This is a genomic window from Rhodopseudomonas palustris BisB18 (genome assembly GCF_000013745.1).
In the GTDB taxonomy this organism is placed as follows: domain Bacteria; phylum Pseudomonadota; class Alphaproteobacteria; order Rhizobiales; family Xanthobacteraceae; genus Rhodopseudomonas_A; species Rhodopseudomonas_A palustris_F.
The window spans coordinates 961,790-988,397 of sequence record NC_007925.1; the positions used below are offsets into that span (position 1 = coordinate 961,790).

At 66.5% G+C, this 26,608-nt stretch carries 21 protein-coding genes; 16 read left to right on the forward strand and 5 right to left on the reverse strand.

Annotated features, from left to right (window positions below; translation table 11 throughout):
• The 4 genes from RPC_RS04390 (at position 1) to RPC_RS04405 (ending at position 5,528) form a co-directional block, all read left to right on the forward strand.
• Positions 1-456, forward strand: a complete 456-nt coding sequence (locus tag RPC_RS04390; protein ID WP_011471351.1) for a flagellar protein FlgN — start codon at positions 1-3, stop codon at positions 454-456.
• Between the two features lie 21 nt (positions 457-477).
• The gene (gene flgK / locus RPC_RS04395; RefSeq protein ID WP_011471352.1) at positions 478-2,244 is read left to right on the forward strand and encodes a flagellar hook-associated protein FlgK; all 1,767 of its coding nucleotides are present in this window, start codon (positions 478-480) and stop codon (positions 2,242-2,244) included.
• Between the two features lie 14 nt (positions 2,245-2,258).
• Positions 2,259-3,170, forward strand: coding sequence for a flagellin (locus RPC_RS04400; protein ID WP_011471353.1), 912 nt, complete (start codon positions 2,259-2,261; stop codon positions 3,168-3,170).
• Positions 3,171-3,548: 378 nt separating this feature from the next.
• Entirely contained in the window at positions 3,549-5,528 is a 1,980-nt protein-coding gene (locus tag RPC_RS04405) for a DEAD/DEAH box helicase (RefSeq protein WP_011471354.1), read from the forward strand.
• Positions 5,529-5,758: 230 nt separating this feature from the next.
• On the opposite strand, the gene draG is transcribed toward RPC_RS04405, so the two are convergent.
• Complete coding sequence (draG, locus tag RPC_RS04410) at positions 5,759-6,646, reverse strand: ADP-ribosyl-[dinitrogen reductase] hydrolase (RefSeq protein WP_011471355.1); 888 nt, start codon at positions 6,644-6,646, stop codon at positions 5,759-5,761.
• Between the two features lie 29 nt (positions 6,647-6,675).
• A complete protein-coding gene (locus tag RPC_RS04415) occupies positions 6,676-7,509 on the reverse strand; it encodes an NAD(+)--dinitrogen-reductase ADP-D-ribosyltransferase (RefSeq protein WP_011471356.1) in 834 nt (277 codons plus the stop codon).
• A gap of 157 nt (positions 7,510-7,666) precedes the next feature.
• On the opposite strand from RPC_RS04415, the gene RPC_RS04420 reads away from it, so the two are divergent.
• The 7 genes from RPC_RS04420 to RPC_RS04450 all read left to right on the forward strand — a co-directional run bounded on the left by RPC_RS04420 (position 7,667) and on the right by RPC_RS04450 (position 14,049).
• Positions 7,667-8,404: a type 1 glutamine amidotransferase gene (locus RPC_RS04420; protein ID WP_011471357.1), complete on the forward strand. Its 738-nt coding sequence runs from the start codon at positions 7,667-7,669 to the stop codon at positions 8,402-8,404.
• A gap of 216 nt (positions 8,405-8,620) precedes the next feature.
• Complete coding sequence (gene pqqA, locus RPC_RS04425) at positions 8,621-8,701, forward strand: pyrroloquinoline quinone precursor peptide PqqA (protein WP_041801384.1); 81 nt, start codon at positions 8,621-8,623, stop codon at positions 8,699-8,701.
• Between the two features lie 117 nt (positions 8,702-8,818).
• Positions 8,819-9,754 (forward strand): pyrroloquinoline quinone biosynthesis protein PqqB, encoded by a 936-nt coding sequence (gene pqqB / locus RPC_RS04430; RefSeq protein WP_011471358.1) that lies wholly within the window; start codon positions 8,819-8,821, stop codon positions 9,752-9,754.
• 17 nt (positions 9,755-9,771) lie between these two features.
• Positions 9,772-10,527: a pyrroloquinoline-quinone synthase PqqC gene (gene pqqC, locus RPC_RS04435; RefSeq protein ID WP_041802438.1), complete on the forward strand. Its 756-nt coding sequence runs from the start codon at positions 9,772-9,774 to the stop codon at positions 10,525-10,527.
• A 9-nt stretch (positions 10,528-10,536) separates the two neighbouring features.
• Positions 10,537-10,854, forward strand: coding sequence for a pyrroloquinoline quinone biosynthesis peptide chaperone PqqD (gene pqqD / locus RPC_RS04440; protein ID WP_011471360.1), 318 nt, complete (start codon positions 10,537-10,539; stop codon positions 10,852-10,854).
• A complete protein-coding gene (pqqE, locus tag RPC_RS04445) occupies positions 10,851-12,050 on the forward strand; it encodes a pyrroloquinoline quinone biosynthesis protein PqqE (RefSeq protein WP_011471361.1) in 1,200 nt (399 codons plus the stop codon). Before pqqD ends, pqqE begins: the two co-directional genes overlap by 4 nt.
• Positions 12,051-12,429: 379 nt before the next feature.
• The gene (locus tag RPC_RS04450) at positions 12,430-14,049 is read left to right on the forward strand and encodes a sigma-54 interaction domain-containing protein (RefSeq protein ID WP_011471362.1); all 1,620 of its coding nucleotides are present in this window, start codon (positions 12,430-12,432) and stop codon (positions 14,047-14,049) included.
• Positions 14,050-14,562: 513 nt separating this feature from the next.
• Here the strand turns inward: RPC_RS04450 and RPC_RS04455 are convergent.
• The 3 genes from RPC_RS04455 to RPC_RS04465 form a co-directional block, all read right to left on the reverse strand.
• A complete protein-coding gene (locus tag RPC_RS04455; protein ID WP_011471363.1) occupies positions 14,563-17,724 on the reverse strand; it encodes an efflux RND transporter permease subunit in 3,162 nt (1,053 codons plus the stop codon).
• On the reverse strand, positions 17,724-18,644 hold the full coding sequence (locus tag RPC_RS04460) for an efflux RND transporter periplasmic adaptor subunit (RefSeq protein ID WP_011471364.1): 921 nt from the start codon (positions 18,642-18,644) through the stop codon (positions 17,724-17,726). Before RPC_RS04460 ends, RPC_RS04455 begins: the two co-directional genes overlap by 1 nt.
• Before the next feature lie 166 nt (positions 18,645-18,810).
• Entirely contained in the window at positions 18,811-20,253 is a 1,443-nt protein-coding gene (locus RPC_RS04465; protein ID WP_041801386.1) for a caspase family protein, read from the reverse strand.
• A 234-nt stretch (positions 20,254-20,487) separates the two neighbouring features.
• Here RPC_RS04465 and RPC_RS04470 point away from each other — a divergent pair, with 234 nt between their 5' ends.
• The 5 genes from RPC_RS04470 to fahA all read left to right on the forward strand — a co-directional run bounded on the left by RPC_RS04470 (position 20,488) and on the right by fahA (position 26,138).
• Positions 20,488-22,095, forward strand: coding sequence for an FAD-dependent oxidoreductase (locus RPC_RS04470; protein WP_011471366.1), 1,608 nt, complete (start codon positions 20,488-20,490; stop codon positions 22,093-22,095).
• Between the two features lie 2 nt (positions 22,096-22,097).
• On the forward strand, positions 22,098-22,340 hold the full coding sequence (locus RPC_RS04475; RefSeq protein ID WP_011471367.1) for a DUF2783 domain-containing protein: 243 nt from the start codon (positions 22,098-22,100) through the stop codon (positions 22,338-22,340).
• Positions 22,341-22,548: 208 nt separating this feature from the next.
• Complete coding sequence (locus RPC_RS04480; RefSeq protein WP_011471368.1) at positions 22,549-23,502, forward strand: MBL fold metallo-hydrolase; 954 nt, start codon at positions 22,549-22,551, stop codon at positions 23,500-23,502.
• A 24-nt stretch (positions 23,503-23,526) separates the two neighbouring features.
• Complete coding sequence (hmgA, locus tag RPC_RS04485; RefSeq protein ID WP_011471369.1) at positions 23,527-24,873, forward strand: homogentisate 1,2-dioxygenase; 1,347 nt, start codon at positions 23,527-23,529, stop codon at positions 24,871-24,873.
• Positions 24,873-26,138 (forward strand): fumarylacetoacetase, encoded by a 1,266-nt coding sequence (gene fahA / locus RPC_RS04490; RefSeq protein WP_011471370.1) that lies wholly within the window; start codon positions 24,873-24,875, stop codon positions 26,136-26,138. The genes hmgA and fahA overlap by 1 nt, the downstream gene beginning before the upstream one ends.
• Positions 26,139-26,608 lie beyond the last annotated feature (470 nt).

A 26,608-nucleotide genomic window follows, 5' to 3' on the forward strand; every position in this document is an offset into this window, starting at 1 on the left:
ATGCTGGACAGGCCATCACAACAGCCGACGAACGCCAGCGGCGGACAACGGATCGAGGAACTGGTCGCGCTGATCGACGCGCTGATCGAAGTGGTGCGCGAAGAGAACGCCGCGTTGGCGATCGGTCTTCCGGCGTCGCAATCGCGCCACACCGAATTGAAGAGCAAATTGGCCGGGCGTTTCGAGGCGTGGGTGGCCGAGGTCTCGGCGCGGCGCGTCAGGCTGCACAGTCCGGACAAGGCGCTGCAGGAGCGCTTCATGAACCGAATCGAAACCCTGCGGCTGTCGATGGATGAGAACGTGATCCGGCTGCGCGCGGCGATCGAGGCCAGCCAGCGCCGCATCGACGCGGTGATGGCGGCGATCCGCGAGCAGATTTCCGACGTCTCGCCGTACAGCGCGAATGGCCGCGTCAAAGGCCGCGCGGCGTCCTACAGCGCCGGCGTGCGGGCGTAGTCTTCGGCCAGTGAGGTCAACGTGTCACTCGACATCGCACGGAGCATCGCCGTCAGCAGCCTGATGAACACGCAGGTGCAGATCAGCGTCACCTCGTCGAACATCTCCAACGCCGACACCACCGGCTACACCGTCAAGACCGCCAACCAGGCTGCGGTCGTCAATGCCGGCACCGGCGCCGGCACGGTGATCACCGGCATCACCAGCACCGTCGACAAGCTGCTGATGAAATCGCTGATCCAGGCGGATTCCGCGCTCGGCGCCGCCGACACCAACAATGATTACCTCGACCAGTTGCAGGCGCTGTACGGCTCCACCGCGGACGACGATTCCTCGGGCACCTCGCTCGCCAACACCATCGCGGCTCTGGAGACCGCGATCACCTCGCTGTCGGCGACCTCGAGCAGTGCGGCGCTGCAGGCCAATGTCGTCAGCGCGCTGGACGATCTGGCCACGCAGTTGCGCGACACCTCGAGCGGCATCCAGGATCTGCGCAGCAATGCCGATCAGGAAATCGCCACCGCGGTTGACGACGTCAACGAGCAATTGCAGACCATCGCCAATCTCAACGCCGCCATCAAGCTGGCGGCGGCGGCCGGTCAATCGACCGCCGACCTCGAGGACAAGCGCAACACCGCGGTGCAGGACATCGCCACCAAGATGAACATCAGCTATTTCATCTCCTCAACCGGTGACATGCAGGTCTACACCGCGTCGGGCCAGGCGCTGGTCGACACCCGCGCGCACGAACTGAGCTTCACGGCGTCCTCGACGGTGACCGCGAGCTCCAGCTACAGCGCGACGTCGAGCTCCACCTTGAGCGGCGTCACCGTCAACGGCGTCGACGTCACCGCGCAGATCAGTTCGGGCGAGATCGGCGCGTTGATCGCGCTACGCGACAGCGAACTGCCGGCGGCGCAGGCCCAGCTCGATCAACTGGCGACGCAACTCGCCGACAGTCTCAACACGGTGTCCAACACCGGCACCTCCTTGCCGCCGCCGGCCACATTGACCGGCACCACCGCGGTGGCCGCCGACACCGCGCTGGACGCCACCGGCACGGTCCGCATCGCGGTGGCGGACCAAAGCGGCACGCTGGTGTCCTACGCCGATCTCGACCTGTCGAGCTATGCCACGGTCGGCGATCTGGTCAGCGCGATCAACGGCATATCCGGGCTCTCGGCGTCGATCGACAGCGACGGCCATCTGACGATTTCCAGCAGCAGTTCCAACGGCGTCGCCGTCAACGAGATGACCAGTTCGGTCGGCAGCGACGGCAAGGGGCTGTCGGATTGGCTCGGATTGAACGATCTGGTGACCGCGACCGGCGCCTCGGATTTCGCGGTGCGTAGCGATATCCTGGCGAATTCCGGGCTGCTGCAGGTGGCGACGCTGGATTCGTCCGACACGCTGACCACCGGCAGCCAGGTGCTCAGCGCCGGCTCCGCCACCGTGGTCAACGCGCTGTATTCGGCGCTCACTGACGACATCACCTTCGACGCGGTCGGCGGGCTCGGCTCCAGCACCGGTTCGTTCGCCGATTATGCCAGCACCATCGTTTCCGCGGTGGCCGCCAAGGCGTCAACCGCGGAAGATACCTACACCGCCAAGCAGACCGCGCAATCCACCTTCGCCAGCGCGCTGGCGTCGCAATCCGGCGTCAATCTCGACGAGGAGACCGCGCGTCTCAGCACGTTGCAGAATCAATATTCGGCGGCCTCGCAGCTGATTCAGGCGATCAACGAAATGTTCTCGTCGCTGCTGCAAGCCGTGCAAAGCGTCGGCTGATAGGAGCGTCCATCATGGCCATGCGGATCGCCACTTTCGGAAACAGCGAGCAGATGATCGCCGCGGCTCTGCGCACCCAAAGCACGATGGCCAACATGCAGATCCAGGAAGCCTCCGGGATCACGTCTTCGGATTTCGGCGGCTACGGCTCGTCCTCGCAGCAGATCCTCAACCTTCAGGTCTCGGTGACCCGGGCGCAGTCCTATATCGACGCCTCGACCCAGGCCTCCAGCAAGGTCGAGGTGATGTACTCGGCGATGAGCTCGATTTCGGATCTCATCACCCAGTTTCGCTCGTTGCTGACCGGGGCCACCAGTTCGACGACGACCGACGCCACCAGCGTCAGCCAATCGGCGCAGGACATGCTGGAGCAGATGGCCTCGTTGCTCAACACCCAGTATGGCGGCGATTATGTGTTCGGCGGCGCCCGCACCGACCAGGCCCCGGTGGACATCGACAGCACGGTCTATGCCGCGATGACCTCGCCATCGAGCGCCGACACCAGCTATTACAAGGGCGACGACGAACTGGCCTCGGTCCGCGTCTCGGAAAGCCAGATCGTGAGCTATGGCGTCACCGCCGACAACGCGGCGTTCGAAAAGGCGATGCGGGCGATGAACCTGGTCGCCAACAGCACGACGCTGTCGACCGACACCTTGAACGAGGCGCTCGATCTTGCGGAAACCGCGGTCGATGCGGTCGGCGTCGTGCAGAGCCGGGTCTCCAACGCGGCGTCGGCGATCGAACGCGCCAGCAGCTTCCAGACCGAGTATCAGAGCTATGCGCAGTCGCTGGCGACCGATCTCACCAGCGTCGACGTCGCCGCGGTGACCGCGCAATTGTCGACCTATCAGGCGCAGCTGACGGCGTCCTATGCGGCGATCGCCAAAGTGCAGAGCCTCAATCTGGCGAGCTATCTGAGCTAGCGGCGAGCGCCCAAGCGCGCCGGCCGGCCAGCCGCTCGGCGCTTCGCGTTTGCGGGAACCCGGCATAGGGCGAAACCCGAGCCGCCGCAGGGCTGCAGCCTGCGGGCGCGCGGTCGGGTCGCAATTAACAAGCGATTTCAGCGCGTTGGGCCGGTCGCGCGAGGTCGGGCCACCGCGCGGCCGAGCCCCCGCCGCCCGGATTTCGGCTCCTCGCCAGCAATCATTGGCGCTTTGCGCCGCTTTGGCCTAAAGCATTCCCTACCTCACCCATTCCGACGGGCCTGCTGGCTGTGCATTTAAAGGCGCGCCGGGTCGAGCTGTTCGGCACGGGCCTCATTCGACGCCGCGGCGTCGCCGCCAAGCAGGACCACCCATCTCGTGACATTCTTGACCACTAGCCCGCCGCTCGCCCGAGCCCTGGCGGAACGTAATTACAATGACCCGACACCGGTGCAGACCGCGGTGCTCGCCGACCAGGCCGCCGGGCGCGACCTTCTGGTGTCGGCGCAGACCGGCTCGGGCAAGACCGTCGCCTATGGGCTGGCGATCGCCAAGAATCTGCTCGGCGACGCCGAGCGCTTCGAACAGGCCGCGGCGCCCTTGGCGCTGATCGTCGCGCCGACCCGCGAACTGGCGCTGCAGGTGCATCGCGAACTGGCGTGGCTGTATGCCTACGCCGACGCCCGCGTGGTGTCCTGCGTCGGCGGCATGGACCCGCGGCAGGAGCAGCGCGAGCTGGCCCGCGGCGCCCATATCGTGGTCGGCACGCCGGGACGGCTGTGCGACCATCTGCGGCGCGGCCGGCTCGACGTCTCGCAATTGAAGGCCGTGGTGCTCGACGAGGCCGACGAGATGCTCGATCTCGGGTTTCGCGAGGACATGGAGTTCATCCTCAAGACCACGCCGCCGACCCGCCGCACGCTGCTGTTCTCGGCGACGCTGCCGCGCGGCATCGTCGCCTTGGCCAAGCAGTATCAGCAGCAGGCGTTCCGCGTCGAAGTTGCAAACGGTGAGGGCGGCCACGCCGACATCGAATATCAGGCGATCCGCATCGCGCCCGGCGACGTCGAGCACGCCGTGGTCAACGTGCTGCGCTTCCATGAATCGCCCAGCACCATCGTGTTCTGCAACACCCGCAACGCGGTGAAGCATCTGCAGACCGCGCTGTTGGAGCGCGGCTTCTCGGTGGTCGCGCTGTCCGGCGAACTGACCCAGAACGAGCGCACCATGGCGCTGCAGTCGCTGCGCGACGGCCGCGCCCGGGTCTGCGTCGCCACCGACGTCGCGGCGCGCGGCATCGATCTGCCGAACCTGGCGCTGGTGATCCACGCCGATCTGCCGAACGACGCCGAGGTGATGCAGCATCGCTCCGGCCGCACCGGCCGCGCCGGCAAGAAGGGCGTCAGCGTTCTCTTGGTGCCGCCGGCGCGCCGCCGCCGCGCTGAATTGCTTTTGAATCTCGCCGGCATCGACGCGGTGTGGGGCACAGCACCCAGCGCCGACGAGATCCGCAAGCTCGATCAGGAACGCATGTTCCAGGACGCGCTGTTCGCCGAGGAGCCCTCGGCCGAGGATCTGGTGCTGGCGCAGGCGCTGCTCGCCGAGCGCTCGCCGGAATATATCGCCGCGGCTTTGGCGCGGCTGTATCGCGCGCGGCTGCCGTCGCCGGAAGACATTTTGGATCCCGGCGAACGCGGCGCCCGCTCGCGCGAGCCGCGCGCGACGACGCGGGGGGATTCCCGGCCGCGCGCCGAGGACCGCGACTACAGCCCGAAAGCGCGACCCGGCAAAGCCTCGACGCGTCATGCCATGGAAGGCGGCGTTTGGTTTCGCGCCGCGATCGGCCGCAAGAAGAACGCCGAAGCGCGCTGGCTGCTGCCGATGATCTGCCGCCGCGGCGGCATCGACAAGCAGGACATCGGCGCGATCCGGATTCACGACACCACCACCGAGTTCGAGATTTCCGGCGCCGCGGCGGAGTCCTTCGCGGCGATGATCCGGCGTCCCGACAAGGAAGACAATATCCGCATCGAGGCGATGGGCGACGCTCCCGCCGCGCAGCAGGCCCCGGACCGGCGGCCGCCGGCCGGCAAGCCCTATGAGCGCAAGCCATCCAGCGACAAATCGTATGACCGCAACCACGCGGGCGATGGCGCCCCGCGTGACGCCAGCTTCAAGACGAAAAAATCCTACGACAAACCGGGCTACGACAAGCCTGCGTATGACAAGCCCGCCTATGACCCCCTGGCGAACGACAAGCCGATGTACGCCGAAGTCTCGCCGAGCGGCGGCAGCTTCGAACTGAAGCCGGCGTTCGACAAGAAACCGAAAAAGCCGAAGAAGAAGTTTCGCGAATAAGCGGCCCCCGAATGAGGCGCGTGTCCCGGACGTCGCGCCGCGCGCTTGCGCGGCGAGGCGAGCCGGGACCGTTCCAAGCGCTGCCATCGTAACGGCCCCGGCTCTGCAGCGCACCACGCCGCAAGTGCGGCGCGCTGCGCTGTGTCCGGGGCACGATTCCCATCCATCCGCTCCGAGCAAGTGATCGTGCGTTGCGGCGATCCAGCGTGCCGCCTGTCGCGCCGCCGCCGCTATTGCCCATCTTCGGCGATCGCCAGCAGCTTCGGCACCTGCTCGCGGATCGCCGCGTTGACTTTCGGGTCGAGCTTGGCCAGCCATTTGCCCGGGATCGCCGCCATCCCGTAAGTCGCGCCGGCCAGCATCGCGGCGATCGCGCCGGTGGTGTCGGCGTCGCCGCCCTGGTTCACCGTCTGGGTCACGCAATCGGAAAACGACGCCGTGTTGAAGTAGTAATGCAGCACGGTGTGCATGGTATCGACCACAAAAGCCGAGGATTGGCCGTGATAGGGATCGAACTTCAGCAGCCGGTGCTGCGCGATCACGCCGTCGGCCACCGCGCGCGCCGCCTCTTTATCCTCGCCGCGTAACAGCGCGTGCAGCATCTCAACCAGCATCAAACTTGATGCGTCGGACAGCGGATGATGATGGGTGATGCGCGATTGCGAAAGCGTCCAGGCCTGCGCGTCGATGGGCCGCCCGAAGCTGGCGAGCGCCACCGGCAGCACCCGCATCGCCGCGCCGTTGCCGGCGTCGCCTTCGAAGTAATTGCCCTGTACCGTACCCTCGGTGATGTAGCGGCGGATGCCGCGGCGGCAGGTGGAGCCGACGTCGATCGGCCGGCTCTTCAGCCAGGCGGCGAATTCTTCGCAGACGTCGGCGACGTCGAATCCCCCCAGCCGGGTCAGCGAATCGCCGAGCGCCAGCGCCATCTGGGTGTCGTCGGTGATTTGTCCCGGGGCGAGGCGCAGCCAGCCGCCGCCGATGATCTCGCGGTGCACGCCGTATTTCGCGGCGATCTCCGAGCGGGTCATGAATTCCACGGTGGCGCCGAGCGCGTCGCCGATGGCGAAGCCGAGATACGCCGCCAGCGCGCGGTCTTGCACATTCGGGGCGGTCATGGCGCAGGCTGCTTCATCTTGGGCGTGTTCTAAAAATAACTGGCATTGACGCGGTACTCGCCGCCGATCACCAGATACTCGCGTTCGCCCTTGAACGGATAGGCGGCCAGCAGCGTGTTGAAGAACACCACCTTGGAAAGCGGGACGCGAACGGTGAGGATGGTATCGCCGAAGCATTCGGCGATCTCGCGGTCGGAGGAAAACGACGACAGATTGTTCAGCCGCATCATCACGGTGGTCTTGTCGATCCGCTCCACCACCTGGTGCTCGTCGAAATCGTTGACGCCGCGGTACAGCGTCACATGGGACTTGCCGGGCGCCACCAGATTGGCCAACGCCCACTGGCAGAATTCGAACAGCAGATCGAGTTGCACATAGATTGCGTTGTTGTGGAAGCGGCTCGACATCTTCTCTTCGACATAGGTGGTCCAGGTGCCGCTGGAGATCCGGTCGATGAACGCCTTGTGGAAGGTCGGGAAGATGCCGAAGCGGCTTTCCACCCAGCCCTTCAGCACCGCGCCCTCGGCGCCGTTGCTGTCGCAGCCCCAGCCGGTGATCAGCCGCAGGAACGAGGAGCGATAGCGCCGCGGCTTGTCCGGGCCCGCGGGAGTCTCCTGCTGTTCGGCGTCGATCCCGAACATCGCCATCATGTAGCACATGAAGGCGCCGCCAGCGTCGGCGAGGTCGCTGGCCTGCGCCAGCATCTCGAACAACTCCGGGTTCATCTCGCGGACGCCGGCGATGTGCAGCGGCACCGGATGGTCGTTGAACCGGGCATGGGCGAGAAAATCCATCGGCACCCCGACCAGATTGGTCGAGTGCCCGATCCCGGTCGGCTCGGTTCTTTCCAATTGCCCGCTCACTGCCACGTCCGCTATCCCAATCAAAATCGGCGGGGCGAGCCGCCGGGAGCCTGGATGGACGGCGATCGCCGCCCGCGTCAAGCCTCGCGCCACGGCCGCAATCTGGCGCGTGGCTTGCACAGCAGGCTTGCCACCCATCTCTACTCCGAGGAACACCATGCGCTTTCTGGTCTTTCAGCACATTGATATCGAGCACCCCGGGATTTTCCGCGAATTCTGGCGGGCCGACGGCATTGCCTGGGATGCGGTCGAGCTCGACGAGGGTGATCCGATCCCGGAGCTCGAGGCCTATGACGCTCTGGTGGTGATGGGCGGCCCGATGGACGTCTGGCAGGAGGTCGAACATCCCTGGCTGGTGACGGAAAAGGCCGCGATCCGCCGTTTCGTTCGCGAGCTGAACCGGCCCTATCTCGGCATCTGTCTCGGTCACCAGCTGTTGGCCGACGCGCTGGGCGGGGCGGTGGCGCTCGGCAACACCCCGGAGGTCGGGCTGGGCCGCGTGGAACTGACCGCGGCCGGGCTGCAAGATCCGCTGTTCGCGGGGTTCGCCAATCCGGTCGAAACCTTCCAATGGCACGGCGCCGAAGTGACTCGGCTGCCGGAGGGCGCCGAGCTGTTGGCGGGCAACGCCGCCTGCGCGGTGCAGGCGCTCCGGGTCGGTTCGTCGGCCTATGGGGTGCAGTACCACGTCGAAATCACCGAACAGACGGTGCCGCAATGGCGCGAATTACCCGCTTATGCCGCATCGCTCGACACCGCTCTCGGGCCGCAGCGCGCCGCCGGGCTTGCGGCGGAGACCGCCGCACGGCTGCCGGCCTTCGCCACCGCCGCGCGACGCTTCAATGACAACTTCCTGCGCGTCGTTGCGGCCTCGCGCACGACAAGCGTTGGATAGTTGCACCCGTCGAACCTCTTTGGACGCAAAGTTCCTAAGCGTGCGGGCTTGGAACCCGGTGTGTGCAAGTGCAACATGCCGTTGTTACTTCGCATTGCAGCAGCGCTTCTCACGCCGCTGTGTGGAGCTTTCACTTGCGCTCGATCAGCGGCCGCCCTATCTTTTTCAGATCGCGGCGCCTGACCGTGAAATCGCGAAACAGTGGGAGGATGAACGATGGCCTGGAAGACTCCGAAAATCGTCGAAGTTGCCGTTGGCATGGAAATCAACATGTATGCCTGCGCGGCCCGCAAGTAACAGGCTGCGATAGCTTGGCGTTCGGCGAAGGCGGCTGATACGCGCGGCGATGTGCCCGGGATGGGCCATCGCCGTGTCCGGCTTACGCCGCACGTGCAAGCCCCGGGGACGGGTTTTATGTTGCGCGTCGTCGTGCTGGGAGCGGCCGCGGGCGGAGGGGTGCCGCAATGGAATTGCGGATGCCCGGTCTGCCAGGCGGCGAGGGGTGATGATCCGACGCTCCGGCGCACTCAAGCGTCGGTCGCGATCAGCGCCGATGGCGAACATTGGTTCTTGATCAACGCTTCGCCGGATCTGCGCCAGCAACTGATCCAGACCCCGCAATTGCATCCTCAGCATGGCCGGCTCCGTCACAGCCCGATCGCCGGCGTGATCCTGACCAACGGCGAAGTCGATGCGGTGGCCGGGTTGCTGTCGATGCGTGAAGGCTCGCCGTTCACGCTCTATGCGCATCGGCGGGTGTTGGCGATCCTGAAAGCCAACAGCATCTTCAACGTGTTGAGTGAGCGCAGCGTCAAGCGCCGTGAGATCGCGATCGATCAGCCGTTCGAGCTGACTTTGCCAGATGGCACTCCGGCCGGCATCGAGGTGCTGCCGTTCGCCGTGGCCGGCAAGGGCGCCTGGTATTTGGAAGGCAAGTCGCATCCTGATGGCGAGGCCGCCAACGACGTCGGCGATACGCTGGGTTTGTGCATCACCGACCGCTCCAGCGGCAACAGTTTCTATTTCGTCGCGGCCTGCGCCGAGGTCGGCGCCGAGCTGAAACAGCGGCTCACCGGGGCGCCGCTGGCGTTCTTCGACGGCACGGTGTGGCGCGACGACGAACTGATCGCCGCCGGTCTCGGCCACAAGACCGGGCAGGCGATGGGCCACATCGCGATGTCGGGAGATAATGGCGCGTTGGCGGCTCTGGCGGATTGCGGCATCGGTCAGAAGATCTTTTTGCATATCAACAATTCCAATCCGGCGCTGCTGCCGGACTCGGCGGAACGCAAGGCGGTCGATCGCGCCGGCTGGCAGATCCCCGCCGATGGCATGGAGGTGGTGTTGTGAACGCTCCTGTGTACGGCATGTCGGCGTTTTCGCTGGCGCGAAATACCGAGCTGCAGGACGCCGACCAGCTCGAGGCGGCGCTGCGCCAGATCGGCGCCACCCGCTATCACAATCTGCATCCGTTCCATCGGCTGCTGCACGGCGGCAAGCTGAACAAAGGCCAGGTGCAGGCCTGGGCGCTGAACCGCTATTACTATCAGTGCTCGATCCCGATCAAGGACGCGGTGGTGATCTCGCGGTTTCGCGACCGCGCCACCCGCGTCGAATGGCGGCATCGGCTGGAGGATCACGACGGCGATCTCGGCGCCGAGGGCGGCATCGAACGTTGGTTGAAGCTGACCGAAGGGCTCGGCCTCGACAGCGCTTACGTGGAGTCGACCGAAGGGATTCTGCCGGCGACGCGGTTTGCGGTGGATGCCTATGTGCATTTCGTCCGCGATCGGACGCCGCTGGAAGCCATCGCGTCGTCGCTGACGGAATTATTCGCGCCCAATCTGCACGAAGAGCGGATCGCCGGCATGCTGGAGCACTATGATTTCGTCAATCCGCAGATCATGACCTACTTCAAGCGCCGGCTGCAGCAGGCGCCGCGCGACGCGCAGTTCGCGCTGGATTACGTCAAGCGGCACGCGGATACCCCGGCGGAGCGCGAGGCGGTCTGCAACGCTCTGATTTTCAAGACCAATGTGCTGTGGGCGCAGCTCGACGCGCTGCACCACGCCTATGTCGACGGGCAGATTCCGCCGGGCGCGTTCGTTCCTGAGGCAAACTGAAGGCAGGGCATGACAGGCGCGCGCAGCCGCAATCTCACCGTCGAGGAGGCGAGCCGGCCGGTGTTGCCGCGTCATGCCAAGCTGCGGTTCGACGTCACACGGCAGCGCTGGGTGATTCTCGCGCCGGAGCGGGTGCTGGCGCCGGACGAGATCGCGGTGGAGATTCTGCAGCTGTGCGACGGCGTGCGTAGCGTCGCCGAGATGATCGATGAGTTGGCCAGAAAATATTCTGCGGCGCGCGAACTGATCGGCGCCGACGTGATCGCGATGTTGCAGGATCTCGCCGACAAGGGATTCCTCGCCGAGGCGCGGGAGAATACGACATGAGTCCGACACTGACCGATGCCAACCCGATTGCGAGCGAACCCGCCGACGGCCTCGCCGTGCTGGAGCGGCGCGGTTCGGTGGCCGAGCAGTTCGGCATTCCGCTGGCGGTGCTGGCGGAATTGACCCATCGCTGTCCGCTGCAATGCCCGTATTGTTCCAACCCGGTGGAGCTGGAGCGATCCCGCGGCGAACTCACTACGCAAGAGTGGAAGTCGGTGTTGAGCGAACTAGCCGAGATCGGCGTGCTGCAGATTCACCTCTCCGGCGGCGAGCCGACCGCGCGCAAGGATTTGGTCGAGCTGGTGCGCCACGCGACCGACGTGGGGCTTTACTCCAACCTGATCACCTCGGCGGTGCTGCTCAGCCGCGACAAGTTGAAAGCCTTGGCCGATGCCGGGCTGTGCCACGTCCAGATCAGCTTCCAGGGCAATGAGCCTGCGGTGGCCGACCGCGTTGCCGGCTTCGCCCATGCGCACGCCAAGAAGCTCGAAGTCGCGCGCTGGACCCGCGAGCTCGATCTGCCGCTCACCGTCAACGCGGTGATGCACCGGCAGAACCTCGATCAGCTCGCCGACATCATCGCGATGGCGGTCGATCTCGACGCCGACCGGCTCGAAGTTGCCAACGTGCAATATTACGGCTGGGCGCTGAAGAACCGCGCCGCCTTGATGCCGACGTTGCAGCAGCTCGAGGACACCACGCGGATCGTCGAAGACGCCCGGGCGCGGCTGAAGGGCATTCTCGAAATCGACTATGTGATGCCGGACTACTACGCGTTGCGGCCGAAGAAATGCATGGGCGGCTGGGGCCGGCAGTTCTTCAACATCTCGCCGACCGGCAAGGTGCTGCCGTGCCACGCCGCCGAGACCATCACCGGGCTGCACTTCGAATCGGTGCGCAGCAATCATTCGATCGCCTCGATCTGGCAGAACTCCGAAGCCTTCAACCGCTATCGCGGCACCGGCTGGATGCAGGAGCCGTGCGCCAGCTGCGCCTTCAAGGAGATCGATTTCGGCGGCTGTCGCTGCCAGGCCTTCGCGCTGACCGGCGACGCCGCCGCCACTGATCCGGCCTGCGCGCTGTCGCCACGGCACCAGGAGATCTTCCAGCTCGCCGCCACCGAGGCCGACGAGGCGCAAAGTCGCTTCATCTATCGCAACTTCGCCGGCGGCACGTTGGAGCCGGAGCGGGACTGATAGCCCTGCAAGCAACTCGCATCCGCCACAACGGCTGATTGCCGAATTGGCAGTCTGCCTACGGTTTCGACAGTTCTGCCGCTCACATGATCATGCCATCCGTTATATACGGTGTTATATAAAGGATGACCGCTCACGGCGGCGCCGGGAGCGGTTCGTCAGCCGCGGGCCCAGCGCGCCGGCCGCCGAAAAGTTCGGACCCTTATGTAAAGACGGATGCTGATTTGTACCGATCGGAACGAAACCGCCTCAACCCGTCCGCGTTTTTCGCCGCGACGCCATCGCCTGCGACGCCTTGGCGCCGCCGCGAGGCTGCCGGCTCGGCCGGCGCGGGGCAGGGCCCTGACCCAGCAACGCAACCGAAGCTGAGGCCGTGACCATGGCGATGACTGCGAGCAATGCTGTGGCCGTCGAGACCGAACAGCCGGTCGAGGAGTTCACCCATTGCTTCACCGGCGAATGCCGGGTGAACGTGCTGCCGCTGTTGTTTCAGATCGCGCAAATCATTTCCGACAGCGAGGACCTCGCCAAGACGCTGACCATCATCCTGTCGGTGATGCAGAAGCAACTGCGCATCCATCGCGGCATGGTGACGTTGTACGACCGCGGCTCGGAGACCATCTTCATTCACGAGAGCTTCGGCCTGTCCGAAGAGGAAAAGGCGCGCGGCATCTACGCGTCGGGCGAGGGCATCACCGGCAAGGTGGTGGAGACCGGCCGCGCCATCGTGGTGCCGCATCTGCGCGACGACCCGCACTTTCTCGACCGCACGCAGTCGCACGGCCACGGCAATACCAACGCCTCGTTCTTCTGCGTGCCGATCATTCACGCGCAAAAGGTGATCGGCACCATCAGCGCCGAGCGGACCTACCGCAACTCGCGGCTGCTGCGGCAGGACGTCCAGGTGCTCTCCACGGTGGCGCTGATGGTGGCGCCGGCGGCCGAACTCTATCTGATCGAGAACATCGAGAAGGTCCGGCTGGAGAACGAGAACCGCCGGCTGCAGAGCGTGCTGAAGGAGCGATTCAAGCCCTCCAATATCATCGGCAATTCCAAGCCGATGCAGCAGGTTTACGAGCTGATCCACAAGGTCGCCGGCACCAAGGCGACCGTGCTGGTGCTCGGCGAAAGCGGCGTCGGCAAGGAGCTGGTCGCCAACGCGATCCACTACAACAGCGCCACCGCCGACGGCCCGTTCGTCAAGTTCAACTGCGCAGCGTTGCCGGAGAGCATCGTCGAGAGCGAATTGTTCGGCCATGAGAAGGGCGCCTTCACCGGCGCGGTGGGGTTGCGCAAGGGCCGTTTCGAACTCGCCGACGGCGGCACCATCTTTCTCGACGAGGTCGGCGAACTGAGCCTGCTGATGCAGGCGAAACTGCTGCGGGTGCTGCAGGAAAAGACCTTCGAGCGGGTCGGCGGGTCGAAGCCGGTGAAGGTCGATCTGCGGATCATCGCCGCCACCAACCGCGATCTGTTGGAGATGGTGGCGAAGGGCACGTTCCGGGAGGACCTGTACTACCGGCTCTATGTGTTTCCGATCACCATTCCGCCGCTACGGGAGCGCGGCAGCGACGTGATCCTGTTGGCGGACCACTTCGTCGCCCGCAACGCCGCAGATAGCGGCCGCGAGGTGAAACGGATTTCGACCCCGGCGTTGAACATGCTGATGGCCTATCACTGGCCGGGCAACGTCCGCGAGCTGGAGAACGTCATCGAGCGCTCGGTGATTCTTTCAGAGGACGGGGTGATCCACGGCTACAACCTGCCGCCGTCGCTGCAGACCTCGGCCGAGACCGGCACCAATTTCGGCTGTAGCCTCGGCGGCAAGGTGCAGGCGGTGGAATACGAGATGATCGTCGAGGCGTTGAAGAGCCACCGCGGCAACGTCACCGACGCCGCGCAAGAGCTCGGCCTGACGCGGCGCATCCTCGGCCTGCGGATGGACAAATACGGCATCAACTACAAGACCTTTCGCCGCGGCCGCGAGGCGAGGGGGTAGCTTCCGATAATTTCCTTTCGGCATGATCGCCACATCACGCGCCGTCATCCTGAGGAGCGCGCCCGCCAGGGCGGGCGTCTCGAAGGATGGCCACGGGCGATCGGCCTGCGCGACGTGCTCGCGGCGCATCCTTCGAGACGCCCGGCTACGCGCTCCGCGCTACGCCGGGCTCCTCAGGATGACGGCGAACTGGTTGAGAATCCGGACTGGCAATCGCGGCCGCGAGCCGAGGGGGCTTCCGATAAATTCCTTTCGGCATGATCGCCACATCACGCGCCGTCATCCTGAGGAGCGCGCCCGTCAGGGCGGGCGTCTCGAAGGATGGCCACGGGCGATCGGCTTGCGCGACGTGCTCGCAGCGCATCCTTCGAGACGCCCGGCTACGCGCTCCGCGCTACGCCGGGCTCCTCAGGATGACGGCGAATATGTTGCCAATCCGGACAGGATGACGGCGAATATGTTGCGAGTTCGAAATTGCTCGTCTGTGTCAGCGCAGGCGGCAGAATACGCGAACTATGTCCGCCAGAATGACGGCGCTTTGGCGGGCTTTGCCGCTTCGGCGTGGGCGTTTGCGGGATGCGCGGCCGGCGCGGCGGGCGGCGGCGCCTGGTCGTCGCGGTCGTTGCTGATCAGCTTCTTGCCGTAACGCCACGACAGGCGCCCGATGTCGTCCATCAGCATGAACATCGCCGGCACGAAGATCAGCGACAGCACGGTGGAGAACAGCAGCCCGCCGATCACCGCCAGCGCCATCGGCGAGCGGAATTCGCCGCCGGCGCCGAATGCCAAAGCGGAGGGGGTCATGCCGGCGACCATCGCCACCGTGGTCATCACGATCGGCCGCGCCCGCTTGATGCCGGCGTCGATCATCGCCGCCTCGCGTCCCTGGCCGTCGCGGATCGACTCCACCGCGAACTCCACCAGCATGATGGCGTTCTTGGTGACGATGCCCATCAGCATCAGAATTCCGATCCACACCGGCGTGGTGAGTTGTTTGCCGGTGATCAGCAGCGCCGCGATCGCGCCGCCGATCGACAGCGGCAGCGAGAACAGGATGGTGATCGGCTGCAGGAAGGTGCCGAACAACAGCACCAGCACCGCATAGACCATCATCAGGCCGGCACTGATCGCGGTGGCGAAGCCCTCCGACAATTCGTTGAGGCTTTCGGCGTCGCCGGACTGCTTGACGCTGATGGTCTTCGGCAGGCTCTTCATCACCGGCAGCGCGTAGATCTGCTTCATCGCGTCGCCGAGCGCCGCGGTGCCGACCAGGTCGGCGGCCACCGTGGCCTGGCGCTCGCGGTCGTAGCGGTTGATGCTGGTCGGCCCCTGGTCGAATCTGATGTCGGCGACCACCGACAACGGCACCCCGCCGCGGCCGCCGCCGGTCGGCACCCGCAACCGCTCCAGCACCTGCAGGTCGGCGCGGGCGCCGTCCTCGAGTTGCACCCTGATCGGCACCAGCCGATCGCCGGCGTCGAATTTCGCCAGCGCCGGGCCGACGTCGCCGATCGTCGCGACGCGGATGGTTTCCGATAGGCCCTCGGTGGAGACGCCGAGCCTTGCTGCGAGATCGGCGCGCGGCAGAATGCGCAGCTCAGGGCGGTCCAGCGAGGTTTCCGAGATCACATTGGCGACGATCGGAATCCGCTTCATCTGGCTCGCCAGTTCCTGGGCGACGTTGCTGACGATGTTGCTGTCGAGCCCGGTCACCACCAGCGAGATCGCCCGCAGCCCGTTCTCATCGAGGAACCAGTAGCGGATGTCCGGCACCGCCTCGAGCTCCTTGCCGATCGACAATTCGAGTTCGCGCTGGGTGATGGAGCGATCGCCCTTCGGCGTGTAGTTGATGATCAATGCGGCGCGGCGCACCTCGAAGATGCCGGGCGGCACCCTGCCGCCGTCGACGAACACGCTGCGCACTTCCGGGCGCTTGCGCAACCGAGCCACGATGTCCTCGGTGGTCTGTTCGGTGAAGGCGAGCTGCGAGCCCGGCGGTAGCTCCAGCGCTAGCAGCGAGCGCGCGGAATCCTGCGCCGGCAGGAAGCCCTGCGGCAACAGCGTGATGCTCCAGATCGAGGCGGCGAACACGCCGACCCCGATCAGCACGGTGATGAAATAATGCCGCACCGACCAGGTCACCAGACGGATGTAGGTGCGCAGCAGCAGGCCGGGCGGCTTGTCGACGTGCGGATGGTCCTTCAGGAAATACGCCGCCAGCACCGGGGTGACGAACCGCGCCGCCAACAGCGAGAAAAACACCTGCACCGAGACGGTGATGCCGAACTGCTTGAAGAACTGCCCGGCGATGCCGGACATGAAGCTGGCGGGCGCGAAGATCGCGATGATGGTCAGCGAGATCGCGATCACCGCGAGGCCAATCTCGTCGGCGGCCTCCAATGCAGCGCGATACGGCGATTTGCCCATCCGGATATGGCGGACGATGTTCTCGATCTCGACGATGGCGTCGTCGACCAGGATGCCGGTGGAGAGCGTAATGGCGAGGAACGACACCAGGTTCAGCGAGAAGCCCAACAGATCCATCGCCCAGAACGCCGGGAAGATCGACAACGGCAGCGAGATCGCGGCGATCACCGTGGCGCGGAAGTCGCGCAGGAACAGAAACACCACGATCACCGCCAGGATCGCGCCTTCGAACAGCGTCGAGATCGCGGCTTCGTAATTGCCCTTGGTGTAGTCCACCGAAGTATCGATCAATTTTAGGTCGACGTCCGGATAGGCCGCCTTCAGGGCGTCGACGCGCTTCTGCACCGCGGCCGCCACCACGACGTCGCTGGCGCCCTTGCTGCGCTTGATGCCGAGCGCCACCACCGGCTCGCCGTTGAAGCGCGCGAAGGTGCGGCGGTCGGCGATGGTGTCGGTGACGGTGCCGAGGTCGTCGAGCCGGATCTCGCCGCCGGCCGGCAGGCTGATCATGGTGCCGGCGAGGTCGTTCAGCGTCCTGGCGCCGCCCAGCGTGCGGATCGCCTGGTCGTTGCTGCCGATTTCGGCACGGCCGCCGGCGAGATCGACATTGATGCCGCGCAGCCGATGGCTGACATCGACCGCGGTGAGCCCCGCGGCCTGCAGCCGGTCGGGATCGAGCGAGACCAGGATCTCACGCTCGACGCCGCCGATCCGCTCGACCTGCGCGACGTTGCGCACGCCCTGCAGCGCGCGCTTCACCACGTCGTCGACGAACCACGACAATTGTTCGGGCGTCTTGCCGGGCGAGATCGCCGCATAGGTGACGATCGGCAGCCCGATCACGTCGACGCGCTGGATCAGCGGCTCGTTGACGTTCTGCGGCAGTTGGCTGCGCACCCGCGTTACCGCGTCCTTGATGTCGTTGAGCGCGCGATCGGTGTTGGTCTCCAGCGCGAACTGGATGGTGGTGACGGACAGACCGTCGGTGATCGACGAGGCGATATGGCGCACGCCTTCGACGCCGGAGACGCCGTCCTCGATGGTCTTGGTGACTTGGGCTTCGAGTTCGGCGGGCGCCGCGCCGAACTGCGACACCGACACCGAGATCACCGGAATGTCGGCGGAAGGCAGCCTGGTGATCGCGAGCTTGGTGAACGAGACCCAGCCCAGCGCCAACAGGATGATCGAGAACACGATCGAGGGCAGCGGGTGGCGGATCGACCAGGCCGAGATGTTCATCCGGGCCATCAGCGCACCCGCGTGCGGTCGAGGTCGTCGGCGAACAGCGCCTTGACCTGGTCGCCGTCGTGCAGCGAGGTGCCGGCGTCGGCGACCACGATCTCGCCCTCCTTGAGGCCTTCGAGGATTTCGATCGAACTCTCCGAGGTGAGCCCGACCCGCACCTTGCGGGTCTCGATGATATTGCCGTTCACCACCTGCACCGCGAGACGATCCACCGCGGTGCGCGGGATCGCCACGCCGCAGCTGCGCCTGGCGTCGATATTGGCGCGGGCGAAGCTGCCGACCTTGAGCGGCGGATTGTTGGGGAGTGACAGCCGGACGTGGCCGAGCTGGGTGGCGCGGTCGAGCTGCGGCGCCACCAGCCGCACCTTGCCGACGAGGTCGGGGCCGTCGTCGCGGCTGATCCGCGCCGGCGCGCCGGGGCTGAGCTTCAGCGCGTGGATGCCGGGCACCTCGGCGTCGAGTTCGATCTCGCCACCCACCGCGATGCGCAGCATCGGACCGGCCTGCGGCGAGGCCGGCGCGCCGACCGCGGCGGCGATCTGGATGACGAGGCCCGCCGCCGGCGCGCGCACCGAACGCGCCCCGGTCAATCGGATCAGTTCCTGGTTGTCGCTGACGCTGTCGCCCTCGCGCACCAGGATCTCGGCGATGCGCGCGCCCTCCTGATCGACGCCGGCGACCGCCTCGCGGCGCGGCACGAAGAAGCCGGTGACCCGGACCATGTCGGAGAAGCAGGCGTTGGTCGCGCGGGCGACGATGACTTGCGCGCTGGCCGGCTGTTCCGCCTGCGCCGCGGCCTGCTCGCCGCCGGCGGCGCTCAGCAGAGCCGCGAGCAGCGTGGCTAGGATCGGCTTGAGCGGAGCGCTGGCCTGCGCCGGACCACCATCGGTCGGGGTCCTGGCGGGTCTCGGATTGGTCGGCATCGAAACCCCGTCAACACGTCTGGCCTGCGGCCGCGCAGGCAATCTACATACCGGCTCCGCGATGCCCAACCAAAAACCGAAGCCGCCCCGCAGCGCGCTGGCATCGCTGCACAATCCAGCGCGGCGGCGCGCCGCCTGGCCCGCCCCAAGCGGCGGCACGGCGCGGTCAGCGCACCCCGTAGCCGTCGAATTCCTGCACGATGTTGGGGTCCATGGCCTTGGCGGTGTTGACGTCCCGCTCGCCTTCGGCGACCGCGCCGTTGCGTTGCTTGGCGAGGCCGCGGCCGTACAGCGAGGAGGTCAGCCGCGGATCGATCTTCAGCGCGGCGTCGAAATCGGCAATCGCGTTCTTGATCTGGCCGTTCTTCAGGTTGACCAGCCCGCGGCTGTCCAGCGCGTCGGCGAAGTTCGGCCGCAGCCGCAGCGCCTCGTTGCAATCCTTCAGCGCGGCTGTCAGGTCGCCGGTCACGGTTCGCACCCAGCAGCGATTGTTGTAAGCCTCGACGTCGCGCGGGTTGAGCCGGATGGTGGCGTCGAAGTCCTGCACCGCGAGCGCGTAGGCGCCCCTGCTGGCATAGACCTGGCCGCGGCGATACAGCGCGTTGGCGTCGTCCGGATTGTCGGCGAGCTTGCCGCTCAACGCCTTGATGGTGGGATCCTCGGCCAGCGCCAGTTGGCTCGCCGGCGCTTTTGCAGGCTCCGGCGCGGCAAGGTTCGGCTCCGCCGGCTTGGCCGCGGCTTGCGGCGCGGCGGCGGCCGGATTCGGCTTGGCGATCTCGATCGGCGCGGGCAGCGCCGGCGCCGCGGTGGGCGCTGCGCCGGTCGGCGGCGGCGCGTTCAGCGCCACAGTCGGCTGCGGCCCCGGGCTCAAGGAGAATTCGTCGGTCAGCGACGACGAGATCCACGGCACCTGTTCGTTTTTCGAGGCGCGGGTGATGCCGAGCCGGGTGCGGCTCAGCGTGTCCTCGACGCTCGAACCCGGGTCGCGCAGCGCCTTCACCAATTCGCCGACGAACAGGCCGTGGTCGCCGCCATTGTCGCTGACCACCGAACTCAGCGCCGCCGAATACATCACCAGGCTGCCGTTCGGGGCGACCACCGGCGCGAGTCCGGCGGAGAAGCTGCGGAACCTGCGCTCGAACGGGTTGCGCCGCGAGGCGTCGAGCAGCGCCACCTTGATGGCGGCGCCGCGGCTGTTGATTTCGCCGAGCACGGTTTCCAGGCTGACGCCGTCGCGGCGTACGTCGGGCTCGGTCCAGATCTGCGCGTCGACCGGGATCAGGTAGCTCTGCCGGTTCGACTGGATGCCGAAGCCGCTGAAAAACACCAGCGCCACCGCGCCCGGCTCGACCCTCGCATAGAGCCGGTCGAAGGCGCGGCGCATCGCCTCGCCGTTCAAATTCTCGCCGATCTCGACGTCGAAGCCGGCGCGCTGCAATTCCTCGCCGAGTTCGCGGGCATCGTTGATCGGTTCCTTGAGCGGCTTTTCGCTGTCGGGATATTTCGCGTTGCCGATCACCAGCGCGACCCGCTCGGCCGCCGCGGCGGCCTCGATCAGCGGCGACATCGCCAGGCTCAGGATCGCAATCAATGCCAGGCGGATTGTCATTCGACGCGGGTCCAAGGTGATTTGCGCCGAACGGACTTGCGGCGCGGTGAGCTTACTTGACGCAACCGGCATTATCAAACGAGGCCGGGCGACGCTGTCAACAACGCCCGACCCACCGGCCCGGTTGCGTCGCGCGGCTTCTGCGGCTTAGATGCATCAAAACTAAGACCAACCACAGGGTGGGAAGCTGCGATGCGAGGGTTTGCGATTTTGCAGCGCGACAGAGCCTGAGCGATGCCGCCGGGCCAAGCCGCGTTCGGGTATCGCCGCCATTGCGACCAGGATCGGCGCGATCCGGCGCGGCACCGCGTCGTGGTGGTGGGCGCCGGACCGGTGGGATTGTCGCTGTCGATCGATCTGGCGCAGCGCGGCCACTCGGTGGTGCTGCTCGACGACGCCGACCGGATCGGCGACGGCTCGCGCGCGATCTGCTTTTCCAAACGTTCTCTGGAGCTCTGGGACCGGCTCGGCGTCGCCGACCGTATGCTCGCCAAGGGCGTGATCTGGCAGGTCGGCAAGATCTTTTTGCGCGACGCCATGGTGTATCGGTTCGATCTGTTGCCGGAACAAGGCCACAAGATGCCGGCCTTCATCAATCTGCAGCAATACTACGCCGAGGCGTTCCTGGTCGATCGGGTGCAGCAATTGCCGCAGGTCGACCTGCGCTGGCGCAACAAGGTGATCGGGCTTGCGCAGCACAATGACCACGCGGTGCTGACCGTCGCCACGCCTGAGGGCGAATACCGGCTTGCCGCGGACTACGTGGTGGCCTGCGACGGCGCGCGCTCGGCGCTGCGCGGGATGGTCGGCGCCGAATTCCAAGGCGAGGTGTTCGAGGATCAGTTCCTGATCGCCGACGTCAAGATGCAGGCCGAGTTTCCCACCGAGCGCTGGTTCTGGTTCGACCCGCCGTTCCATTCCGGGCAATCGGCGCTGCTGCATCGCCAGCCGGACAATGTCTGGCGGATCGATCTGCAGATCGGCGCCGACGCCGATGCGGCGGTGGAACGGCTGCCGGAGAACGTCCGGCCGCGGATCGAGCGGATGCTCGGCCACGGCGACTTTTCGTTCGAATGGATCTCGATCTACAAGTTCCAGTGCCGGCGGATGCAGCGGTTGGTGCACAGCCGGGTGGTGTTCGCCGGCGACTCGGCGCATCAGGTGTCGCCGTTCGGCGCCCGCGGCGCCAATTCCGGATTGGAGGACGGCGAGAATCTGGCGTGGAAGCTCGACCTGGTGCTGCGCAGGACGGCCGGCGCAGCGCTGCTTTCGAGCTACGAGATCGAGCGCGGCCAGGCCGCCGACGACAATATCCGCGCCTCCACCCGCTCGACCGATTTCATCGCGCCGCATTCCAAACAGGAACGCCGGCTACGCGGCGCGGTGCTGGCGTTGGCCAAGCAGGCGGATTTCGCCAAGCGCATGGTCAATGCCGGGCGGCTGTCGCTGCCGTCGGTCTATGACACGCCGTTGTCGACGCCGGATGGCGAGATTTGGGCGGGCGGGCCAAAGCCCGGCGCGCAGATGATCGACGCGCCGCTGGCGCGGGGCGACGGCGGGCGCTGCTATCTCGGCGACGCATTCGTAGCCGCCGGGCGCGGCTTCACGCTGCTGCACGCCGCCGATGGCACGACGTTGCCGGTGCCGGACGGCGTCGGCGAGATCCGGATCGGAGCGGACGCGGGTTTGCGCGATCAAGCCGGGCTGTTCGCGCAGCGTTACGACGCGAGCCCGGGCGCGGCCTATCTGCTTCGCCCCGACGGCTACGTCGCCGCGCGGTTCAAGCAGCCGACGCCCGCCGCGCTCGACGCGGCGCTGGCGCGGGCGAGGGGAATGGTGTGACCATGACAAGCACGCTGTCGACCGCGTCGAATTTCGCCGACCCCGACGCCGCCTACCGGCTGATCGTCGAGGCGCATCGCGGGCTGAGCGACGAGCAGAGCGCCGCGCTCGACACCGCCTTGGTGCTGACGCTCGCCAATCACATCGGCGACCTCGGCGTGCTGCGCGAGGCGGTGGAGCTGGCGAAGCGCGGCGTGGTGGAGGAGGGATCGCAGGATGACGGCGCGGCCGGGAGGCTACGATGAGGGATCGTGTCCCGGGCGCGGTGCAGCGCGTGGCGTTGCTCCGCAGAACCGGGACCGTTCCAAGCACCGCGTTGCGTAACGGCCCCGGCTCGCGGCGCACCACGCCGCAAGGGCGGCGTCGTGCGCCGCGTCCGGGGCACGACACATCTGAGTTCGCACAACGAGCGTAGTTTTAGTTCGATCGAAAATCGCAAAGGACGTTGACCACATGTCAAAAGGCTTCGCATCCACCACCGACATGGCGGAGAAGGCCATCAGCTTTTCGGAGATCGGCCCCGATCTCTATGCCTTCACCGCCGAGGGCGATCCGAATTCCGCGGTGATCGTCGGCGAGGACGGCTGCATCGTGTTCGACGCCCAGGCGACGCCGGCGATGGCCGGCAAGGTGATCGAGCGGGTCAGGACCGTGACCGACCAGCCGATCAAATACGTCGTGCTGTCGCATTATCACGCGGTGCGGGTGCTCGGCGCCTCGGCCTATGACGCGCAGGGCATCGTCGCCTCGCAAGAAACCTATCGGCTGATCGAGGAGCGCGGCCAGCAGGATTGGGATTCCGAATTCGGCCGGTTTCCGCGGCTGTTCCAGGACGCCGAAAGCATCCCGGGGTTGACCTGGCCGACGCTGACCTTCGAGGGCGAGATGTCGATCTATCTCGGCAAGCGCGAGGTGAGGCTGCTGCAGCTCGGCGCCGGCCACACCTCCGGCGACATCGTCGCCTGGGTGCCGGATGCCGAGGTGATGTTTTCCGGCGACCTGATCGAATATCATTCGGCGTGCTATTGCGGCGACGCTTACTTGCGCGACTGGCCGAGCACGCTGAACGAAATCCGCGAATTCAATCCGAAGGCGATCGCGCCCGGCCGCGGCGCCGCGCTGCAGGGCCTCGACACCACCCGCGAGGCGATCGCGATGACGCGGGATTTCGTCGGCTTGCTGTATGGCGCCGCCGAACTCGCGGTCGCCAAGGGCCGCTCGCTGAAGGAGACGATGGCGGCGTGCCGTGCGGTGATGGACCCGAAATTTGCGAGCTTCGCGATCTACGAACATTGCCTGCCGTTCAACGTCTCGCGTGCGTTCGACGAAGCTTCCGGCATCGAAGACCCGGTGATCTGGACCGCGGAGCGCGACCGCGAGATGTGGGCGGCGCTGCAGGGCGGATGATCCGCAAACGACACGGAGGATGACATGAACATCACCACCGCTCCCGGGCTGATCGGCCGCAGCACGCAAGCCATCACGCCCGGCTATATGTCGGGCTTCGGCAATTCGTTCGAGACCGAGGCGCTGCCCGGCGCGCTGCCGATCGGGCGCAACTCGCCGCAGCGCGCGCCCTACGGGCTTTACGCCGAGCAATTGTCGGGCTCGCCGTTCACCGCGCCGCGCGGCTCTAACGAGCGCTCCTGGCTGTATCGCATCCGCCCCTCGGTGCAGCACTCCGGCCGCTTCGAGAAAGCCGAGGCCGGGCTGTGGCGCTCCGCACCCTGCCATGAGCACGACATGCCGATCGCGCAATTGCGCTGGGACCCGCCGCCGCTGCCGCAGCGCGCGCAGACCTTTCTGCAGGGCGTCGAGACCATGACCACGGCGGGCGACGTCAATACGCAAGCCGGCATGGCGGCGCATATGTATTTGATCAGCGCCTCGATGGTGAACCAGCATTTCTACAATGCCGACGGCGAATTGATGTTCGTGCCGCAGCAGGGTGGCTTGCGCCTCGTCACCGAATTCGGCGTGATCGGCGTCGCGCCCGGCGAGATCGCGGTGATTCCGCGCGGCGTCAAGTTTCGCGTCGAGCTGATCGACGGGCCGGCGCGCGGCTATCTGTGCGAGAATTACGGCGGCGGCTTCACGCTGCCGGAGCGCGGCCCGATCGGGGCCAATTGCCTTGCGAACGCACGCGACTTCCTCACGCCGGTCGCGGCTTATGAAGATAGCGACACGCCGACCGAGCTCTACGTCAAATGGGGCGGCGCGCTGTGGGTGACGCAGTTGCCGCATTCGCCGATCGACGTGGTGGCCTGGCACGGCAACTACGCGCCGTACAAATATGATCTGCGCACCTTCTCGCCGGTCGGCGCGATCGGCTTCGATCATCCCGATCCGTCGATCTTCACCGTGCTGACCTCGCCCTCGGAGACCGCCGGCACCGCCAATATCGACTTCGTGATCTTCCCGGAGCGCTGGATGGTGGCGGAGAACACCTTCCGCCCGCCGTGGTATCACATGAACATCATGTCGGAATTCATGGGGCTGATTTATGGCGTGTACGACGCCAAGCCGCAGGGCTTTCTGCCCGGCGGCGCCTCGCTGCACAACATGATGCTGCCGCACGGTCCGGACCGCGAGGCGTTCGATCACGCGTCGAACGCCGAGCTGAAGCCGGTGAAGCTCGAAGGCACCTTGGCCTTCATGTTCGAGACCCGCTATCCGCAGCGCGTCACCGTGCACGCCGCGACTTCCAGCACGCTGCAGGCCGACTACGCTGAGTGCTGGCGCGGGTTGCAAAAGCGCTTCGATCCGACCAAACCCTGATGCATCCCAACGATCCCAGCCTGCGCGCGTTCGTCGAGGTCGACCCGCGCTCGGACTTTCCGATCCAGAACCTGCCCTACGGGGTGTTCTCGACGCCGTCGCAACCGGCGCCGCGGATCGGCGTCGCGATCGGCGAATATGTGCTCGATCTCGCCGCACTGGCGGACGCGGGGCTGCTCGACGTGCCCGGCGACAACGTGTTCGCGCAAGGCGCGGTCAACGGCTTTATGGCGCTCGGCGGCGAGGTTTGGTCGGCGACACGGGCGCGGATCAGCGAAGTGCTGCGCGCCGACAATCCGCAACTGCGCGATGACGCGGCGCTGCGCGCCCGCGCGCTGGTCGCGCAGCACGAGGTGACGCTGCATCTGCCGCTCGAGGTCGCGGGCTTCACCGATTTCTATTCGTCGAAAGAACATGCCAGCAATGTCGGCGCGCTGTTTCGCGACAACGCCGATCCGCTGTTGCCGAACTGGCTGCACATTCCGATCGGTTACAACGGCCGCGCCTCGACCGTCATGGTCTCCGGCACCGAGATCCGCCGGCCGCACGGGCAGTTGAAGGAGCCGGGCGACGCCGGCCCGCGCTTTGCGCCGAGCCGGCGGCTGGATTTCGAACTCGAGATCGGCGTGGTGATCGGGCAGCGCTCGGCGCTTGGTGAGCGGCTCAGCGAAGCGCAGGCCGAGGCGATGATCTTCGGCTTCGTGCTGCTCAACGATTGGAGCGCGCGCGACATCCAGCAATGGGAATACGTGCCGCTCGGCCCGTTCCAGGGCAAGGCGTTCGCCACCTCGATCAGCCCGTGGATCGTGACCCGGGAAGCGCTGCAGCCGTTCCGGGTGCAGGGGCCGGCGCAGCAGCCAGCGCCGCTGGACTATCTGGCGCAGCGCGGGCCGAACAACTACGACTTGGCGCTTGAAGTCGATTTGCGCACGGCGGCGACCGCGCCGGCGACGATCTGCGCTACCAATTTCAAGTTTATGTATTGGTCGTCGGTGCAGCAGCTGATGCACCATGCGTCCAGCGGCTGCGCGATGCGGGTCGGCGATCTGCTCGGCTCCGGCACCGTCAGCGGCCCGGGGCCGGGACAGCGCGGCAGCCTGCTGGAGATTTCATCGAACGGCGCCGAGCCGTTGACGCTGCCCGGCGGCGAGCGGCGCGGCTTTCTCGAAGACGGCGATTCGGTGAGCCAGCGCGGCTGGTGCCAGGGCGACGGCTACCGGGTCGGCTTCGGCGCGGTGGAAGGCACGGTATTGCCGGCGAAGTAATCAGGCTGCTATCTGCCGCCCCCTCAAGCGCGCCGTCATCCTGAGGAGCCCGGCGAAGCCCGTAGGGCGTAGCCGGGCGTCTTGAAGGATGGGCTACGGGCGGGCGGGAGCAGCGCGGGACTCGCGGCCGCATCCTTCGAGGCCCTCGCGTTGCTCGGGCACCCCGGATCAAGTCCGGGGCAGGCTCTCAGGATGATGGCGCGGTGCGCGTCGGCGATTTGTCGGACGCCGGACGGGGGCGGGACCAGGGCCAACGCGGCAGCCTGCCGGAGATGTTCGCGAACGGCGCAGAGCCGCGGGCGCCGTTGCCGTGAGAGCGCGGCGATTGTCGGGGCCTTGCGTCGCAACCCGTCATGGCCGCGCTCGTCGCGGCCATCCACGACCACACCGGAAGCCTTGCTCGCGGGCGTGGATGGCCGCGACGAGCGCGGCCATGACGCGGAGAGGGCAGGTCGAAACTTTCATCGCAG